Source organism: Streptomyces sp. NPDC007971 (genome assembly GCF_042958635.1).
Classification (GTDB): domain Bacteria; phylum Actinomycetota; class Actinomycetes; order Streptomycetales; family Streptomycetaceae; genus Streptomyces.
The window spans coordinates 66,463-83,145 of record NZ_JBIBJK010000016.1 but is presented as its reverse complement, the minus strand read 5'-3'; the positions used below and the strand labels follow the sequence as shown (position 1 = coordinate 83,145).

General features: G+C 72.1%; 11 protein-coding genes. 6 read left to right on the top strand and 5 right to left on the bottom strand.

The window, feature by feature from the left end; all coding sequences use genetic code 11:
* Nucleotides 1-454: 454 nt before the first annotated feature.
* The gene (gene gabT / locus ACFZCP_RS30500; protein ID WP_391433052.1) at nt 455-1,789 is read right to left on the bottom strand and encodes a 4-aminobutyrate--2-oxoglutarate transaminase; all 1,335 of its coding nucleotides are present in this window, start codon (nt 1,787-1,789) and stop codon (nt 455-457) included.
* A gap of 250 nt (nt 1,790-2,039) precedes the next feature.
* Between gabT and ACFZCP_RS30495 the strand changes: the two genes are divergently transcribed.
* The 4 genes from ACFZCP_RS30495 (at nt 2,040) to ACFZCP_RS30480 (ending at nt 9,921) form a co-directional block, all read left to right on the top strand.
* Entirely contained in the window at nt 2,040-4,460 is a 2,421-nt protein-coding gene (locus ACFZCP_RS30495) for an ATP/GTP-binding protein (protein WP_391433049.1), read from the top strand.
* 258 nt (nt 4,461-4,718) lie between these two features.
* Nucleotides 4,719-6,320: a PucR family transcriptional regulator ligand-binding domain-containing protein gene (locus ACFZCP_RS30490; RefSeq protein ID WP_391433046.1), complete on the top strand. Its 1,602-nt coding sequence runs from the start codon at nt 4,719-4,721 to the stop codon at nt 6,318-6,320.
* Nucleotides 6,321-6,746: 426 nt separating this feature from the next.
* Nucleotides 6,747-8,192, top strand: coding sequence for an aldehyde dehydrogenase family protein (locus tag ACFZCP_RS30485; RefSeq protein WP_391433043.1), 1,446 nt, complete (start codon nt 6,747-6,749; stop codon nt 8,190-8,192).
* 340 nt (nt 8,193-8,532) lie between these two features.
* Nucleotides 8,533-9,921 (top strand): S53 family peptidase, encoded by a 1,389-nt coding sequence (locus tag ACFZCP_RS30480; RefSeq protein WP_362690848.1) that lies wholly within the window; start codon nt 8,533-8,535, stop codon nt 9,919-9,921.
* 128 nt (nt 9,922-10,049) lie between these two features.
* Here ACFZCP_RS30480 and ACFZCP_RS30475 read toward each other — a convergent pair whose 3' ends face one another.
* Genes ACFZCP_RS30475 through ACFZCP_RS30465 form a run of 3 tightly spaced genes read right to left on the bottom strand, consistent with a single transcriptional unit; the run spans nt 10,050 to nt 12,856 of the window.
* Nucleotides 10,050-11,255 (bottom strand): cytochrome P450, encoded by a 1,206-nt coding sequence (locus ACFZCP_RS30475; protein WP_391433039.1) that lies wholly within the window; start codon nt 11,253-11,255, stop codon nt 10,050-10,052.
* Nucleotides 11,256-11,289: 34 nt separating this feature from the next.
* Nucleotides 11,290-12,657: an FAD-dependent oxidoreductase gene (locus tag ACFZCP_RS30470; protein WP_362690842.1), complete on the bottom strand. Its 1,368-nt coding sequence runs from the start codon at nt 12,655-12,657 to the stop codon at nt 11,290-11,292.
* Nucleotides 12,647-12,856, bottom strand: a complete 210-nt coding sequence (locus tag ACFZCP_RS30465) for a ferredoxin (RefSeq protein ID WP_391433035.1) — start codon at nt 12,854-12,856, stop codon at nt 12,647-12,649. Before ACFZCP_RS30465 ends, ACFZCP_RS30470 begins: the two co-directional genes overlap by 11 nt.
* Nucleotides 12,857-13,201: 345 nt before the next feature.
* Between ACFZCP_RS30465 and ACFZCP_RS30460 the strand changes: the two genes are divergently transcribed.
* Together ACFZCP_RS30460 and ACFZCP_RS30455 are read left to right on the top strand one after the other, a co-directional pair.
* A complete protein-coding gene (locus ACFZCP_RS30460) occupies nt 13,202-13,606 on the top strand; it encodes a hypothetical protein (RefSeq protein WP_391433032.1) in 405 nt (134 codons plus the stop codon).
* Nucleotides 13,607-13,756: 150 nt separating this feature from the next.
* Nucleotides 13,757-15,694, top strand: coding sequence for an acyl-CoA dehydrogenase family protein (locus ACFZCP_RS30455; RefSeq protein ID WP_391433029.1), 1,938 nt, complete (start codon nt 13,757-13,759; stop codon nt 15,692-15,694).
* Between the two features lie 32 nt (nt 15,695-15,726).
* Here the strand turns inward: ACFZCP_RS30455 and ACFZCP_RS30450 are convergent, their stop codons facing one another.
* Nucleotides 15,727-16,203, bottom strand: coding sequence for a hypothetical protein (locus ACFZCP_RS30450; RefSeq protein ID WP_362690833.1), 477 nt, complete (start codon nt 16,201-16,203; stop codon nt 15,727-15,729).
* Nucleotides 16,204-16,683: the final 480 nt, after the last annotated feature.

Below are 16,683 nucleotides of genomic sequence, written 5' to 3'. Positions count from 1 at the left end.
GAGCAGGGCACGGCGGACTGAGGTCGACACGGGGCCCAGCTTCGCAGGTGCGGACGCGGCGAGGAGGAAGCCGCCGCGGAGAAGTGCCGCGGGAGGCAAGAGGGGAGAAGGAGGTCGGCCGCCCCGGAACAGGGGGGGTGGTTTCGAGGCGGCCGTCCGGATCGGGACGTCGCGCGCCCCGGGGGGTTTGGGGCGGCGACCGTCCGATCGGTGAGGAGATCCCGGAGCCGTCAGGCCCCGGTTGTGTGCGCGAGGGCACGACCAGGTCGAAGCTGGGGAGGCCCCGGCCTGAAATCGCCCACAGTCCCCTGTGGACGGGGTGTATCTCTCATCTGGGTAGAACCTACGGCAGCCCGAGGCGCTTGGGCAGACGGAATCGCGTCCCGTCATCCACCCCGCACACCTTCTTCACACCGCCTGCCGCAGGTGCCCTTCAGAGGTGCGGACCGCTCGCTCAGATGCGCGAAAAGGCCTGCTCGATGATGTCGAGGCCCTCGTTCAGGAGGTCCTCGCCGATGACCAGCGGGGGCAGGAAGCGCAGCACGTTGCCGTAGGTGCCACAGGTCAGGACCAGCAGGCCCTCCTGGTGGCAGGCCTTGGCGAGCGCGGCGGTCGCCTCCGCGTTCGGCTCCTTGGTGGCGCGGTCCTTCACCAGCTCGATGGCGATCATGGCGCCACGGCCACGGATGTCGCCGATGATGTCGAACTTCTCGGCCATGGCGCCGAGGCGGGACTTCATGACCGCCTCGATGTTCTTCGCCTTGGCGTTGAGGTCCAGCTCCTTCATCGTCTCGATGGCGCCGAGCGCACCGGCGCAGGCGACCGGGTTGCCGCCGTAGGTGCCGCCCAGGCCGCCCGCGTGCGCGGCGTCCATGATCTCGGCGCGGCCGGTCACGGCGGCCAGCGGCAGACCGCCGGCGATGCCCTTGGCGGTGGTGATCAGGTCCGGAACGATGCCCTCGTCCTCGCACGCGAACCACTGGCCGGTGCGGCAGAAGCCGGACTGGATCTCGTCGGCGACGAAGACGATGGCGTTGTCCTTGGCGAACTGGCTGATCGCCGGCAGGAAGCCCTTGGCCGGCTCGATGAAGCCGCCCTCACCGAGCACCGGCTCGATGATGATCGCGGCGACGTTGTCGGCGCCGATCTGCTTGTTGATCATGTCGATGGCCTGGGCGGACGCCTCGGCGCCGGCGTTCTCCGGGCCGGTCAGCCACCGGTATCCGTACGCCACCGGCACGCGGTAGACCTCGGGCGCGAACGGGCCGAAGCCGTTCTTGTACGGCATGTTCTTGGAGGTCAGCGCCATCGTCAGGTTCGTACGGCCGTGGTAGCCGTGGTCGAAGACGACGACGGCCTGGCGCTTGGTGTACGCACGCGCGATCTTGACGGCGTTCTCGACGGCCTCGGCGCCGGAGTTGAACAGCGCCGACTTCTTGGCGTGGTCACCCGGGGTCAGCTCCGCGAGGGCCTCGGCGACCTCCACGTAGCCCTCGTACGGGGTGACCATGAAACAGGTGTGGGTGAAGTCGGCCAGCTGGGCGCTCGCGCGGCGTACGACGGCCTCGGCGGAGGCGCCGACGGAGGTCACGGCGATGCCGGAGCCGAAGTCGATGAGGCGGTTGCCGTCGACGTCCTCGATGATGCCGCCGCCCGCGCGCGCGGTGAACACGGGCAGCACGGAGCCCACGCCCTGCGCGACCGCGGCGAGACGGCGGGACTGCAGCTCCTGCGACTTCGGGCCGGGGATGGCGGTGACGACGCGGCGCTCCTGCGGAAGTGCGGTCATGAGGGGCTCCTGGGGGTATTACGGACGCTTACCTTCTTTTCTCGCAGGCTAAGGCGGGGTGTGGAGGGTGGGCATGCTCCATGTGGGCGTTGTCGGGGAGACCGGTTGTCCGCGGTGGACATAGCAGCGCGGGCGGAGTGCGCCCGGACCGGCCGCGCTCTTCGGCCGCGTAAGCAGTGAACTCCCCTTGCCGGGGCATTAGATTGGCTCGCTGACGGTGGACGGAACGGCTGGTCAAGGGGCAGGCTCGATGGACTCGGACGGCACGAAGGACACACGCGGCACGCGGCGGCACGGCGTTCCGCGGCCCTCCGCGCCACCGAGCGGCACCGGCCGAGAGACCGCCGGCCCCCCGGGGCCGGGACCCGCCGCGTATCCACCGCCCCCGGCCCTCCCGCCCCGTCCCGCCCACCGGCCCGGCGCGGACAGGACGGCACCGGGCGCGGACTCCGGCGGCCTGCTGTCCTGGCTGCTCACGCCGCGCGCCGCGGCCGAGCCGGGGCTGTGGCGCTACGGACACCGCCCCCGCCCCGAGGACGCGCCCGACCGGGTGTCCGACCGGGCCCTGCTGACCGGGGCGGTCGGTGCCCTGCTCGCCGCATTCCTTCTCTGGTCGCTGTGGGCCAACAGCCTGGTGCCCCACAAGAACGTCCTGCTGGAACTGGTGACACCGTCCGACTGGTGGGGCCTGGAGAAGCCCCGTGCCGCTCTGACGGCACGCGCCGTCTACGACAGCCTCTTCGCCACCCTGGTGCTCTACTACTTCGGGCGCGTCGGCAACTGGAAAGAGGTGGCGCAGCGGTACGTGATCTCCCGTCCGCAGCCCTCCCGCGCGCTGCGCGCCGCCGTCCTGGGAGGCCTGGTCGTCTGGCTGGTCGTCTGGCACGAACTGTTTCCCTATGAGCGGCTCGCCGTCAGCCTGACCCCGTCCGACTGGCTCTTCGGGCCCACCGACGTGAGCACCGTGCACCGGCTGCGGGTGTTCAACACGCTGCTCACCCTGCTGGGCCTGTGGCCGTTCGCCGTGCTGGGCGGCTGGCGGGAACTGCTGCGCGGACTGCGCCGCCGCGAGCCGGGCGCCGAGACCTCGCCGCAGACCGTCGCCGAGACCCCGGCCGACTGGCCCGAGCTGCGCGCCCTGGGACAGAACGCGGCGGCCGACCGGCTGGCCGAGGAGGTGCGCACCGGCCGGATGAACGACGTGGACTGCGCACGCATCCGCCGCGCCTGGACCTCCGTGGTGGCCCACCCCTCACGCCTGGACGCGTTCGCCTCGGCCGTGCTCCACGAGGGTGCCCATGCGTGCGCGCACCCGTCGGGGGAGCGCGACCTTCCCGCCCGCACCGCGGTCCACGACCTGCTGACCTCCCAGGTGCGCCTCGGCCGGTACACGGACGCCGAGCGCACGCCGCCGGCCCGCCGGCACGTGGGTGCCGCCGTCGATCCCGGCACGCTGGGCACCTCGCTGCTGGCCGTCGGCCCCTCCGGCGCGGGCAAGACCGAACGCCTGGTGCGGCCCGTCGCCGAGTCCCTCGCGCTCCAGGCGCTGGCCGGGCAGGCGGCGCTCGTCGTGGTGGCCGCCGCGGGAACGCCGCTGGGAGCCGACCAGGGCTACGACATCGTGGTGCGGCCGGGGGACCAGGCCTCGGTGTACGACCTCGACCTGTACGGAGGGGCCGAGGACCCGGACGAGGCGGCCACGCTCCTCGCCGACGCCCTCGTGGGAGACCTCGGCGAGGTCGACCTGCGCCGGGCGGGGACCGTACTGGCCCAGTTGCTCGGCCCCTTCCGGGCAGCCCACGGCCGCTTCCCGGCCGTCGGCGAGCTGCGGGAACTGCTCGACGGGGTGCCGTCGGCGCTGGAGGGACTGAGGGCCGGGCTCGACCCCGAGACGCACCCGGCCCTGCTCCGGGAACTCGACGCGCGCGCACGGCAGGCGGGCCTGCCCGGGGACCCGGGCGTCGTGCTCGCGGGACGGATCGCCTGTCTCGACCGCCCGGCCTTCGAGGGCTTCTTCGACACCTCCCCGGACGCCCGGCCCTTCACCCTGCGCTCCCTCGACCACCCGCTGCGGGTCAGGGTCGACCTGCCGGAGCGGGCGCACCCGGAGGCCTCCCGGCTGCTGACCCGGCTGCTGCTGGTCCAGTTCACGGCCGCGATGACCACCCGCCGGGACCGGTCCCTGTTCGCCTGCCTCGTCCTGGACGACGCCACGCACGCGGTCACCGCCGAGTCCGTGCGCTCGCTGCGGCGGCTGCGGCAGAGCAACGCGGGCGTCGTGCTGAACCTGCGGGCCCTGGGCGACGTCGCGGAGCAACTGCGTCAGCCGCTGCTCGCCGCCGTCGGCTGCCATGTCGCCTTCTCGGGCGTCACCACCTGGGAAGGTGCTCTGTTCGCCCAGGTCTGGGGCACCGAGTGGGTGGAGACCACCGAGGTCGCCAAGCACACGGTGTTCGCGGACCAGCCGCTGACCCGGATGATCCACGCCGTGCGGAAACTGGGCACGGGCAAGCCGGTCACCACGGACGCCGTCACCGTGCGGAAGGTCGAACGCGAGCGCTGGTCGGCCTCCCAGCTGGCGCACGAGGTGCCGCCCGGGCATGCGGTGCTGTCGCTGACGACCGTGCAGGGTGAGCACGCCCCGCCGCTCCTGGTCGACCTGCGCGGCTGAGGCGCGGCGGGCAGCGGGAGCCGACGGGCGTGGCCGGTAGGGGGACCGCCGGGTGCGGCCGGCAGTGAGCCCGGCACCGCAGTGAGCGCGGCAGGGGGACCGACGGTGAGCCCGGCAGTGGGACCGAGGCTGGGACCGATGGTGGGACCGTACGGTGAGGCAGAAACGGCATAGGCTGTTCATACGCGGCGGCCAATTGATCACAAAGATCACCGGATCTCCGTGACCTGCTGTTCCGGTTCTCCCACTGAAGGCCTCATGCCCCCGACGCTCGCCTCGCTCGTCCACCATTCCGCACTCAAGCTGACCGTGCGCGCCGGCGAGGACCGTCTCGACGTGCCCGTCCGCTGGGCGCACGTGAGCGAGCTGGCCGACCCCGTGCCCTACATGGAGGGCGGCGAGTTGCTGCTGATCACCGCGCTCAAGCTGGACGCGGAGGATCCGGAGGCGATGCACCGGTACGTGAAGCGGCTGGTCGGCGCGGGTGTCGTCGGGCTCGGCTTCGCGGTCGGAGTGAACTACGAGGAGATCCCCGAGGCCCTGGTGGACGCCGCCGCGGGCGAGGGGCTGCCGCTGCTGGAGGTGCCCCGCCGCACCCCCTTCCTCGCCATCAGCAAGGCCGTGTCCGCCGCGATCGCCGCCGACCAGTACCGGGCCGTCACGGCAGGCTTCGCCGCCCAGCGCGAGCTGACCAGACAGGCCCTGAACGCCGGCCCCGAGGGCCTGCTCGCCGCACTCGCCGCGCAGGTCGACGGGTGGGCGGCGCTCTACGACGCCTCGGGTGCCGTGGTCGCCACCGCGCCGGAGTGGGCCGGCCGCCGGGCCTCCCGGCTCACCGCCGAGGTCGAACGGCTGCGGGAGCGGCCCGCCCCCGCCTCCTCGGTGGTCGGCGGACCCGACTACGAGGACCGGGTGGAGCTGCACTCCCTGGGAACCGGCCGACGCCCGCGCGCCGCGCTCGCCGTCGGCACGGCCGCCGCCCCCGGCACCGCCGAGCGGTACGCCGTCCACTCCGCGATCGCCCTGCTCACCCTCACCACCGAGCGCTCCCGCTCCTTGCAGGAGGCCGAGCAGCGGGTCGGCGCGGCGGTGCTGCGCATGCTCCTCGCGGGCGAGCCGGACCACGCCCGGGCCGTCGCCGGGGACCTGTACGGCGGGCTGCTCGACGCGCCCTTCCGGATCATCGTCGCGGAGGCGGCGCCCTCCGCGGCCGCGCGGGCCCGTGCGGAGGCGGAGGGCGATGCGCTGGCCGGGATCGCCGAGGCCGCGGAGTCGGCGGCGGCGCGGGCCGGGGAGGCCGTGCTGGTCGTGCCCGAGGGGGAGCGGCTGGTGGTGCTGGCCGCGGACGGAGGCGCGGCGGTGACCGCGTGTGCCGGGTACGCGGCGGCGCTGGAGGCCGCGCGGGCCGTGCCCGAGCAGGCGGCCGGGGACGAGGACGAACTGGTCGTCGGCCTGTCCGCCCCCGTCGGACCGATCGCCGCGGCCGCGGCCTACAAGCAGGCCGAGCAGGCTCTGTCGGTGGCCCGGCGGCGGGGGCGGGTGCTGGTGGAGCACGAGCAGCTCGCGGCGGGGTCGGTGCTGCCGTTGCTGGCCGACGATGCGGTGAAGGCGTTCGCCGACGGGCTGCTGCGGGCGCTGCACGAGCACGATGCGACGGGGCGCGGGGATCTGGTCGCCTCGCTGCGGGCGTGGCTGTCCCGGCACGGTCAGTGGGATGCTGCGGCGGCCGATCTCGGGGTGCACCGGCACACGTTGCGGTACCGGATGCGGAGGGTGGAGGAGATTCTCGGGCGCAGCCTGGACGATCCCGACGTCCGGATGGAGCTGTGGCTGGCCCTGAAGGCGACCTCACCGGAATGACCGCCCAGGGGGCTCCGCCCCCGACCCCGGCCTACGCCCACCCACCACCCGACTCGGTAGGCCGAGCGGCGAGAGAAAAAGACCCGGGGCAAGCCCGGGGGAAAGCCCCAGGGAAAGGTCCTGGGGCAAGGTGTGGGGCGGGATGAGGGGGATGGGCGGGGAAACGCGGAGTGGCGTCACCACGCCAGAGCGGAGTGGCGTCACGCCAGAGCGGAGAGGCGCCACCACGCCAATGCAGGAGAGGCGCGACCGCGTCGAAGTGGGGAAGGCGCCACCGCGACGGAGCGGGAAAGGCGCCACCACGCCAAAGCGGAGCATCGGCCATCCGCATCAGTACGACTCGGACAAGCGACCCTCGCGCGTACCCGCCCTACCGTGGACCACGAACCGTAAGAACACCCCCAACGCGGAAGGGCCGGATTCACCATGGCTTCCACCCACGCCTTCTGGCTCGCCGGCCGCCAGGTCACCGGCGAGGACACCTTCGACGTCACCTCCCCGTGGGACGGCCGGCTCGTCGGCAAGGTCAGCGTGCCCACCGACGCCCAGGTCGAGGAGGCCGTGGCCGCCGCGTACGCCGTGCGGGACGAGTTCGCCGCCACCCCGGCGCACGTCCGCGCCGCCGCCCTCGACCACGTCAGCAAGCGCCTGGTCGAGCGCACCGCGGAGATCGCCCAGCTGATCTCCGCCGAGAACGGCAAGCCGATCAAGTGGGCCCGCGGCGAGGTCGGCCGTGCCGTGTCCGTGTTCCGGTTCGCGGCCGAGGAGGCCCGGCGGTTCAACGGCGGCGAGGCCCAGCGGCTCGACACCGACCTCGGCGGCCAGGGCCGCCTCGCGCTGACCCGCCGCTTCCCGAAGGGCGTCGTCCTCGGCATCGCACCGTTCAACTTCCCGCTGAACCTGTGCGCCCACAAGGTCGCCCCGGCCATCGCCGCCGGTGCCCCGATCATCCTGAAGCCGGCCCCGGCCACCCCGCTCTCGGGCCTCATCATCGGTGACCTGCTCGCCGAGACCGACCTGCCCGCCGGCTCCTGGTCCATCCTCCCGGTCGCCAACGACCGCATGCCCGCCCTCGTCCAGGACGAGCGCCTGCCGGTGATCTCGTTCACCGGTTCCGAGAAGGTCGGCTACGCGATCATGGACTCGGTGCCGCGCAAGCACTGCACCCTGGAGCTCGGCGGCAACGGTGCCGCCGTCGTGCTCGGCGACTTCGCCTCCGACGCCGACCTCGACTGGGCCGCGACCCGCATCGCGACCTTCTCCAACTACCAGGGCGGCCAGTCCTGCATCTCCGTGCAGCGTGTGATCGCCGACGCCTCCGTCTACGACCGCCTGCTGCCCCGCATCGTGGCCGCCGTGGAGGCTCAGGTCACCGGTGACCCGGGCGACGACAAGACCGATGTCGGCCCGCTGGTCAGCGAGGACGCCGCCAAGCGGGTCGAGACGTGGGTGGACGAGGCGGTCGCCGCCGGCGCCAAGCTCCTCACCGGCGGCAAGCGCGACGCCGCCTCCTACGCGCCGACCGTCCTCACCGAGGTGCCGGCCGACACGACCATCGCCTGCGAGGAGGTCTTCGGCCCGGTCCTGACCGTGCAGAAGGTCGACGGCGAGGCCGAGGCGTTCGCCGCCGTCAACGAGTCCAAGTACGGCCTCCAGGCGGGTGTGTTCACCCATGACGTCCAGGTCGCCTTCCGCGCCCACCGCGCCCTTGAGGTCGGCGGCGTCGTCGTCGGCGACGTCCCGTCCTACCGCGCCGACCAGATGCCGTACGGCGGCGCCAAGCAGTCCGGTGTGGGCCGCGAGGGCGTGAAGTTCGCGATGGACGACTACACATACGAGCGCGTGCTGGTTCTCACCGGTCTCGCGCTCTGACCTGCCACGGACAGGTCGGCACAACGGCCGCAGCCCACTGTGCGGGGGCTGCGGCCGTTCGTGTGCCCGGCGGTAGGGCCCGGGCGTGCCCGGCCGTAAGGGCAGGGGTGTACCCGGTGGTGCCGGCCGGGTGTACCCGGTGGTGCCGGCCGGGTGTACCCGGTGGTGCCGGCCGGTGTGCGCCCCGTGACGGCGGGCCGGGCGTGCCCGGGGGTACGGGCTCGGTAAAGGATTCGGCATCTACAGTTCAATAACCTTGTCCTGTGCATGACTCGCCGGGTGGGATGCGCATGACCACTTCGTCCGACTCCGGACGTCTCAGGGCCACTCAGGGGAATTCATGCACATAGCCCGTACCGGGCGTGGCGTCGCGGCATCCGCGGCCGCCACCGCCGCCCTCGTCGCCGCCGCGCTGGCGACCACCTCGCAGGCCGGCGTCACCGCTGCCGCGCCCGCGGCCGTGCCGCACACCAAGGCGGTTCCGGCCATCGCCGGCCACAACCTGGTGCACGGAGTGGCCAGCCCGCTCCCCATCGCGCAGTGCCAGGCCAAGTGGCACATCAACTGCTACACCCCGCTCCAGTACCGCACCGCGTACAACCTCAACCCGCTGTACCGCAAGGGCATCACGGGCAAGGGGCGCACCATCGTCATCGTCGACTCGTTCGGTTCCCCGACCGTCCAGCACGACCTCGACGTCTACAGCAAGCAATTCGGCCTGCCCAGCACCAAGGTCAAGGTGGTCAAGTGGGGGCACGTCCCCGCCTTCGACCCCAAGAACTCCGAGATGACCGGCTGGGCCGGTGAGACCACGCTGGACGTGGAGATGGCCCACGCCGTGGCGCCCGGTGCCAAGATCGTCCTGGTGGAGACGGCGGTCTCCGAGACCGAGGGCACCACCGGTCTGCCGGAGATGATGTCCGCCGAGAAGCACCTGATCGACCAGGGCGTCGGCGACGTCATCAGCCAGAGCTTCGGCGCCACCGAGAACACCTTCCCGGGCTTCGGCAGGGGCGACTTCACCAGCATCAAGAAGCTGCGCTACGCCTTCCAGGCCGCGGACCGCAAGCACGTGACGGTCCTCGGTTCCTCCGGCGACGGCGGCGCCACCGACATGCAGGCGGACGGCAAGACGTACTACAAGAAGCGCGTCAACTCCTGGCCGTCCTCGGACCCGCTGGTCACCTCCATCGGCGGCACCCAGCTCCACCTGAACGACAAGGGTGAGCGCGTCAAGCCGGACAGCGTCTACAACGACTACGGCGCGGGCGGCGGCGGCCAGTCGCACGTGTTCTCCCGGCCCGCCTTCCAGGACGGCGTGAAGAACGTCGTCGGCGCCCGCCGCGGCACCCCCGACATCTCGATGGCCGCCGCGGTCAACGGCGGCGCCTGGGTCTACTCCAGCTACGACCCGACCGCCACCGGCTGGGACGTCTCCGGCGGCACCAGCGAGGCGAGCCCGCTCTTCTCGGGCATCGTCGCCCTCGCCGACCAGGCGGCCGGCCACCGGCTGGGCAACATCAACCAGGCGCTGTACGACCTCTCCCGGCGCGCCGCCCACCACGACCGCAGCACCGGCATCGTCGACGTCAACGACGGCACGAACAACAGCTACGAGCACGTCACCGGCTACAAGGCCGTCAACGGCTACGACATGGCCACCGGCGTGGGCACGCTGGACGCCCTGCGCTTCGTGCCGGCCCTCGCGAAGGCGAGCCGCCACGGCTGACGCGGCACTGCCGCGACGGGGCTGAGTCCCCGGCAACGATGGTGACGACGGCCCGGGTCCTGCACCCGGGCCGTCCGTCTGTCCGCCCGCGCGCGGGACCGGGGGAGGGGCGCGGCAGGGACGCCGGTTCAGAACGCCACGGGGAGGTGGCGGGGGCCGCGGAGCATGGCGTTGGTCCGGTAGGGCGGCGGGTCCTGCACCAGGGACGCGGTGCCGAGGCGGGGGATCAGCGCGCCGAGCGCGGTCTGGGCCTCGATGCGCGCGAGCGGTGCGCCGAAGCAGATGTGGACGCCGCTGCAGAAGCCGAGATGCTCGTTGTCCGGGCGGGTGGGGTCGAACCGGTCCGGTTCGTGGAACCGCTTGGGGTCACGGCTGCCCGACGCCAGCGCGACGATCACGCGCGCGCCCTTGGGAAGCGTGGTGCCCGCGAAGTCCACGTCGGCGAGAGGGATGCGCTCGCGCATGTGGACCGGAGGCTCGTAGCGCAGGAGTTCCTCCACCGCGCGCGGCAGCAGGTCGGGATCGCTGCGCAGCCGCTCCAGCTGGTCGGGATGGCGCAGCAGGGTCAGGACGCCGTTGGTGATCAGGTTGACGGTGGTCTCGTGTCCGGCGATCAGCAAGAGTATGGCCGTTTCGGCGAGTTCCTCGGAGGTCAGCCGCAGGGCGGGGTCGGGCTCGTTGACGAAGGCGGAGAGCAGATCGTCGGTCGGACGGCCGACGCGCTGCTGGGCGAGGTTCAGCAGATACCCGCCCATCTCCTGCTGGGCCTGGACGGCCGCCTTCTGCCGCTGTGCGATGTCCTCGCCGGTCCCGATGTCGGCGGCCGCGACGAGGACGTCGGTCCAGGCCCGGAACGTCGGCTCGTCCTCGTGCGGGACGCCGAGCAGCCGGCAGATGACGGTGACGGGCAGCGGGTAGGCGAAGTCGTCGACGATGTCGACCTGTTCGCGGTCCCGGACCGACTCGGTCAGCTCCTCGGTGATCCGGGCGATCTCGCCGCGCATGGCGTCGATCCGGCCCGGGCTGTGCGGCGGGCCGAACGGCCGCATGGTGAGCGTGCGCAGCCGGTGGTGCTCCGGGTCGTCGAGCCGCAGGAACGGCAGCCGCCGTGTCTCCTGGGACGGGTCCGACGCGGCGGCGTCGAGATTGCGGGGGTCCACGCTGATCCGCGGGTTGTGCAGCAGGGCGACGATCTCGTGGTAGGTGCCGACCAGGTAACTGCCGTCCCGCTGCGGCACCACGGGACCGGCCTCCCGGAGTTCCGCGTACAGCGGCCAGGGGTCGGGGCGGTTGGCGTAGTCGGTGATCCGCTCCAGCAGGGTGTCGGCGGTCATGGCGGGGCTCCTCGTGGACGGGCGGGGCGACGGGTCACCCGGCGGGCCGCATCATGACCAGTCGGCGGTCCGGCAGGTGACCGGTGAGCGCGACGGTCGGGCCGTGGGAGAGCACGCTCGGATCCGGCACATCGGAAGGGATCGGGACCTCTGCCGCCGGCGGACGGTCGGAGGCACCGGCCGCGGGCGGGAACGGCGCGGCGGTCTCGATCAGATCCTGGTAGTACTCCAGCGACTTGGCCATGTTGACGGTGACCGCGGCGGTCACGCGGCCCCGGTAGCCGTAGACCACCGCAAGGCGGCGGGCCTCCAGCGAGCCCTGGGCGATGACCACCTGGTCGGAGTAGGTCGGGACGCCCACGGACTTGATGTTGAGGCCGAACTGGCTCGACCAGAACGTCGGTACGGCGAGGTGCGGGCGCCGCAGCGCCTCCGGACTGACCATGTTGTGGGCGGCCACCTCGGCCTGCTCCACCGCGTTGCGCCAGTGTTCGAGCGACAGCAGCTGGTAGTCGAACAGCGGGTGCGGGAAGCGCGAGACGTCACCGGCCACGAAGACGTTGTCGGTGACGAGCCCGTACATGGTGAAGGCCCGGCATCCGGCGTCACAGGCGACCCCGCGGGGACCCGCGGCCAGCCCGGAGTCCGCCAGCCACTCGACGTTGCGGACCGCACCCATGGCGACGACGCACACGTCCGCGTCGACCCGGCTGCCGTCGGAGAGGTCCGCGCCGGTGAAGTGCCCGTTGCCGCGCAGCGCGGTGACCTTGACCCCGCAGCGCAGGTCCACGCCGTGGTTGCGCTGCATGGCGGCGGCGAGCTTCGCCAGCGTCCCGCCGAGCGCGCCCACCAGCGGCGCGGGGCCGAGTTCGGTGACGGTGACCTCCAGACCGCGCTCCCGGCAGGCCGAGGCGATCTCCGAACCGGTGAAGCCCGCACCGATCACCAGCACCCGGCGTGGCCCGGCGGCCAGCCGCTCGGCCAGGAGTGCCGCGTCGTCGCTGGTGCGCAGGGTGAACACCCCGTCCAGGGCCGCCTCCTCGGCATGCGGCCACGGCCGCGCCCGCGTCCCGGTCGTGATCAGCACCCGGTCGTAGGGCAGCGACTCCCCGTCGGCCAGCAGCACCCGCTTGCCCTCCGTGTCCAGTCCGGTGGCGCGCACCCCGAGCCGCCACTCGGCCTCCGGGTCACGGCGCATCGGCAGCACGGTGCTGTCCGCCGGGATCTTGCCGAACAGCACCTGCTTGGACAGCGGCGGGCGGTCGTACGGCGGATGGGTCTCGTCGCCGACGACGGTCAGGGAACCGGCGAAGCCCTCCTCGCGCAGCTTCTCGGCAGCCCGCAGCCCGGCGAGCGAGGCGCCCACGACGACGATCCGGCCGTCCCGGAAGTCACCGGGCACCAGAGCTCACCCCCTCGCCCAGCAGGATGGCCTGGACCGGGCATGCCGCCGCGGCCTGGAGCACGCGTTCGCGCTGTTCGTCGGGAACAGCCGGGTGGTACAGCAACGCCTCCTCGCCGTGCAGCTCGAACATCTCCGGCGCATGGAACACGCACTGCGCATAGCCCTGGCAACGGGCGAGGTCCACCAGGATCTGCATCGCTGGTCACTCCCTCCGGCACACCGGCTTCTTCTTCCTTTCTAGCCCCAGGGAGGTCGGGGCGCGCGCTGGGCTGCGGACCCGCGTCTCACCGGCCGGTCCACCGGCCATCCGCTGAGACACCGGCCGACCGGCACGTCTTCCGATCCGAAGCCCCTGACCAGGACGGGTACGGGGACTTCCGTGCAGCCGACTGCGCCCGGCAGGCCGCCGGGCCGGACGAGAACGCCGGCCCGCCCGCGACGAGGCTGCCCGCGGCCGCGTGCCACCCATGGCTCAGGTACTCGGGTGGAACTGAGTATCTGCGCCCTGGCCGGTGACGGCGTGGGCCGACACCTTGAAGACATGCGCGAAGGACTATCGAAACCCGTGTCCCACCTGCTGTCGCTCCTCGTCCTGGCCGGGACGGCATCGGCGCTGTGGGCTGCCTGGCTGGGCTGGGACCAGCACCGTGACGTGCACCCGGACGGTACGGAGACCGGCCCGTACGAGGCGTGGCAGGTGATCGGGCTGGTGCTGACCCTGCTGGCACCCGTGTGCTGGGCGGCGTACCGCCACCACATCGCGGGCGCCGTGCTCGGCACCACGGCCGGGCTCACGGCCGCCGCCTACTACGACTGGTCGGACGACTCCAGCGGTCTCTTCGTCGTCGGCGTGGGCCTGGTCATGCTGGGCACGCTCTGCGCGACGGCCGTCGTCAGTACCGTGATCGCCTCCATGAGACCGGACGCCCAACGGCTCACGGTATGACGGCCCTCGCGCGGCGGCAGGACGTCACGCTTCGGCCGATCGGACGCGCGAGGGGTGGTGGGGTCGCCCCGATTCGGGTACCAACGATCCAGTAGCACCGGTCGGTAGCGAACGGTCCCCCATCATCCTCTTCGCGGCGAGGTGAGCCTCATGTCCGCCCCCACCACCCCACGCAAGACCGTCTCCGAGCGCGAGGCCCGTCAGGTGGCGGAGGCCGCCCGGGAACAGGACTGGCGCAAGCCCAGCTTCGCCAAGGAACTGTTCCTCGGGCGCTTCCGGCTCGACCTCATCCACCCCCACCCGCTCCCGGACCCCGAGAGCGTGCGGCGCGGCGAGGAGTTCCTCGCCAAGCTGCGCGCGTTCTGCGAGACGACGATCGACTCCGCCCGCATCGAGCGCGAGGCACGCATCCCCGACGAGGTCGTCGCGGGCCTGAAGGAACTCGGCGCCCTCGGGATGAAGATCGACCCCAAGTACGGCGGTCTCGGCCTCACCCAGCTGTACTACAACAAGGCCCTCGCCCTGGCCGGTTCCGTGAGCCCCGCGGTCGGCGCCCTGCTCTCCGCCCATCAGTCGATCGGCGTACCGCAGCCGCTGAAGATCTTCGGCACCCAGGAGCAGAAGGACGCCTTCCTGCCCCGCTGCGCCCGCACCGACATCTCCGCCTTCCTGCTGACCGAGCCGGACGTCGGTTCGGACCCGGCGCGCCTCGCCACGACCGCCGTCCCGGACGGCGAGGACTACGTCCTCGACGGAGTGAAACTGTGGACCACCAACGGGGTGGTCGCCGACCTGCTCGTCGTCATGGCCCGGGTGCCGAAGTCCGAGGGGCACAAGGGCGGCATCACCGCGTTCGTGGTGGAGGCCACCGCGGAGGGCATCACCGTCGAGAACCGCAACGCCTTCATGGGCCTGCGCGGCATCGAGAACGGCGTCACCCGTTTCCACCGGGTCCGGGTGCCGGCCGCCAACCGCATCGGCCCCGAGGGCGCCGGCCTGAAGATCGCGCTCACCACCCTCAACACCGGCCGGCTGTCGCTGCCCGCGATGTGCGCCGGTGCCGGCAAGTGGTGCCTGAAGATCGCCCGCGAGTGGGCGGCCGAGCGGGAGCAGTGGGGCAAGCCGGTCGCGCTGCACGAGGCCGTCGGCTCCAAGATCAGCTTTATCGCGGCCACCACGTTCGCCCTGGAGGCGCTGCTCGACCTGTCCTCGCAGATGGCCGACGAGGACCGCAACGACATCCGCATCGAGGCCGCCCTCGCCAAGCTCTACGGCTCCGAGATGGCCTGGCTGATGGCCGACGAACTGGTGCAGATCCGCGGCGGCCGCGGCTATGAGACGGCCGAGTCGCTGAAGGCGCGCGGCGAACGGCCGGTTCCCGCCGAGCAGATGCTGCGCGACATGCGCATCAACCGCATCTTCGAGGGCTCCACGGAGATCATGCACCTCCTGATCGCCCGCGAGGCGGTCGACGCCCACCTCTCGGTCGCCGGTGACCTCATCGACCCCGACAAGTCCCTGTCGGACAAGGCGAAGGCAGGCGCGAACGCGGGCGTCTTCTACGCCAAGTGGCTGCCGAAGCTGGTCGCCGGACCCGGGCAACTGCCCTCTTCGTACCACGAGTTCAAGCGCGAGACCGACCTGTCCGGGCATCTGCGCTATGTGGAGCGGCACGCCCGGAAGCTGGCCCGCTCCACCTTCTACGCCATGTCCCGCTGGCAGGGCCGGATGGAGACCAAGCAGGGCTTCCTCGGCCGGATCGTGGACATCGGCGCCGAACTGTTCGCGATGAGCGCGGCCTGCGTGCGGGCCGAACGGATGCGGGGCGAGGGCGAGCACGGCCGTGAGGCCTACCGGCTCGCCGACGCCTTCTGCCGCCAGTCCCGCATCCGCGTCGAGGAACTCTTCGGCCGCCTGTGGTCCAACACCGACGACATGGACCGCGCGGTGGTCAAGGGCGTCCTCGACGGCGCCTACACCTGGCTGGAGGAGGGGGTCATCGACCCCTCGGGCGAAGGCCCGTGGATCGCCGACGCGACCCCCGGACCGTCCGCACGCGAGAACGAGCGCCGCCCGTTCGGCGTCTAGACCCGCTCCTCACCCGACCGGGCAGCTGGGGCTCACGCGCCCCAGGTGCCCTGGTTCGTGGCGCAGTTCCAGCCACTGCCCTTCAGGGTGAACTGCACCCTGTAGGAGTGGGTGTTGAGCAGGTGCGTGGGCACCTTCACACCGAGGCTGGCCTTCTTCTTGAGCGTCGTGGTGTACACGGACACCGTCTTCGACGTGTTCTTGGTGACCTTGCCGCCCGTGGCCTTGGCCCGGCCGAAGCGAATGTTCTTCACGTCGGTGACGGTGAACGTGACCTTGCGGAAGCTCTGGGTGGTGCTCTTGTTCTTGATCCCGAAGTAGAGCCCCCCGTTGGTCACCCAGCCGTGCGAGTCGACGTAGAAACGGCTGGGGTAGACGAGATTGACCGGGCAGCCGCTGCGCTGCGGTGCCCGGGTCGCGGCCGACGCGGCCGTGCCGAGACCGAGTTGAGCGGCGGTGACGACACCTGCCGTGGCCAGGACGGCTGCGGTCGTGCGGATGCGGTTCATCGTGAGTTTCTCCTCCCCGTGGGCCCTGCTTGACGGGCCCGACCGGAAGGATCTCATCCCGGGCGGCCGAAAGCGCGCCATTTGCGGGACTGTTGGGACACCGCTCCACGCCGCACGGCCCGACCAGGGCGGTTCGACGTCCCGGGCCGGACCGGTGGCGCGATGTCCCGGGCCGGACTCATGCGGTGCGACGAGCTCTCGGACCGGACCGGACCGGGGCGGCTGGACCTCTCGGGCCCGACCCGGGTGGCGCGATGTCCCGGGCCGGACCGGGCGGGACCCGGCGGGACCCGGCCTGGAGCGGGACCGCCGAGCCGTACGCAGGAAGAGATCTCCCAAGGACGTGTCCGCGGACACGGTCCGGGCCGGTCGTCCGCCGGTCAGGGAGCGAAGTGTTATCAGGAGATCTTCACCATTGCTTCACAAAGGGAAAACTGCTCCATCCGGCAACGAAAGCTGTTAACGCACCCGCCCGAGGGA

Coding starts and splice junctions, on each gene's coding strand:
- gabT (WP_391433052.1), bottom strand. CDS start 1,789: ATGACCGCACTTCCGCAGGAGCGCCGCGTCGTCACCGCCATCCCCGGC.
- ACFZCP_RS30495 (WP_391433049.1), top strand. CDS start 2,040: ATGGACTCGGACGGCACGAAGGACACACGCGGCACGCGGCGGCACGGC.
- ACFZCP_RS30490 (WP_391433046.1), top strand. CDS start 4,719: ATGCCCCCGACGCTCGCCTCGCTCGTCCACCATTCCGCACTCAAGCTG.
- ACFZCP_RS30485 (WP_391433043.1), top strand. CDS start 6,747: ATGGCTTCCACCCACGCCTTCTGGCTCGCCGGCCGCCAGGTCACCGGC.
- ACFZCP_RS30480 (WP_362690848.1), top strand. CDS start 8,533: ATGCACATAGCCCGTACCGGGCGTGGCGTCGCGGCATCCGCGGCCGCC.
- ACFZCP_RS30475 (WP_391433039.1), bottom strand. CDS start 11,255: ATGACCGCCGACACCCTGCTGGAGCGGATCACCGACTACGCCAACCGC.
- ACFZCP_RS30465 (WP_391433035.1), bottom strand. CDS start 12,856: ATGCAGATCCTGGTGGACCTCGCCCGTTGCCAGGGCTATGCGCAGTGC.
- ACFZCP_RS30460 (WP_391433032.1), top strand. CDS start 13,202: ATGCGCGAAGGACTATCGAAACCCGTGTCCCACCTGCTGTCGCTCCTC.
- ACFZCP_RS30455 (WP_391433029.1), top strand. CDS start 13,757: ATGTCCGCCCCCACCACCCCACGCAAGACCGTCTCCGAGCGCGAGGCC.
- ACFZCP_RS30450 (WP_362690833.1), bottom strand. CDS start 16,203: ATGAACCGCATCCGCACGACCGCAGCCGTCCTGGCCACGGCAGGTGTC.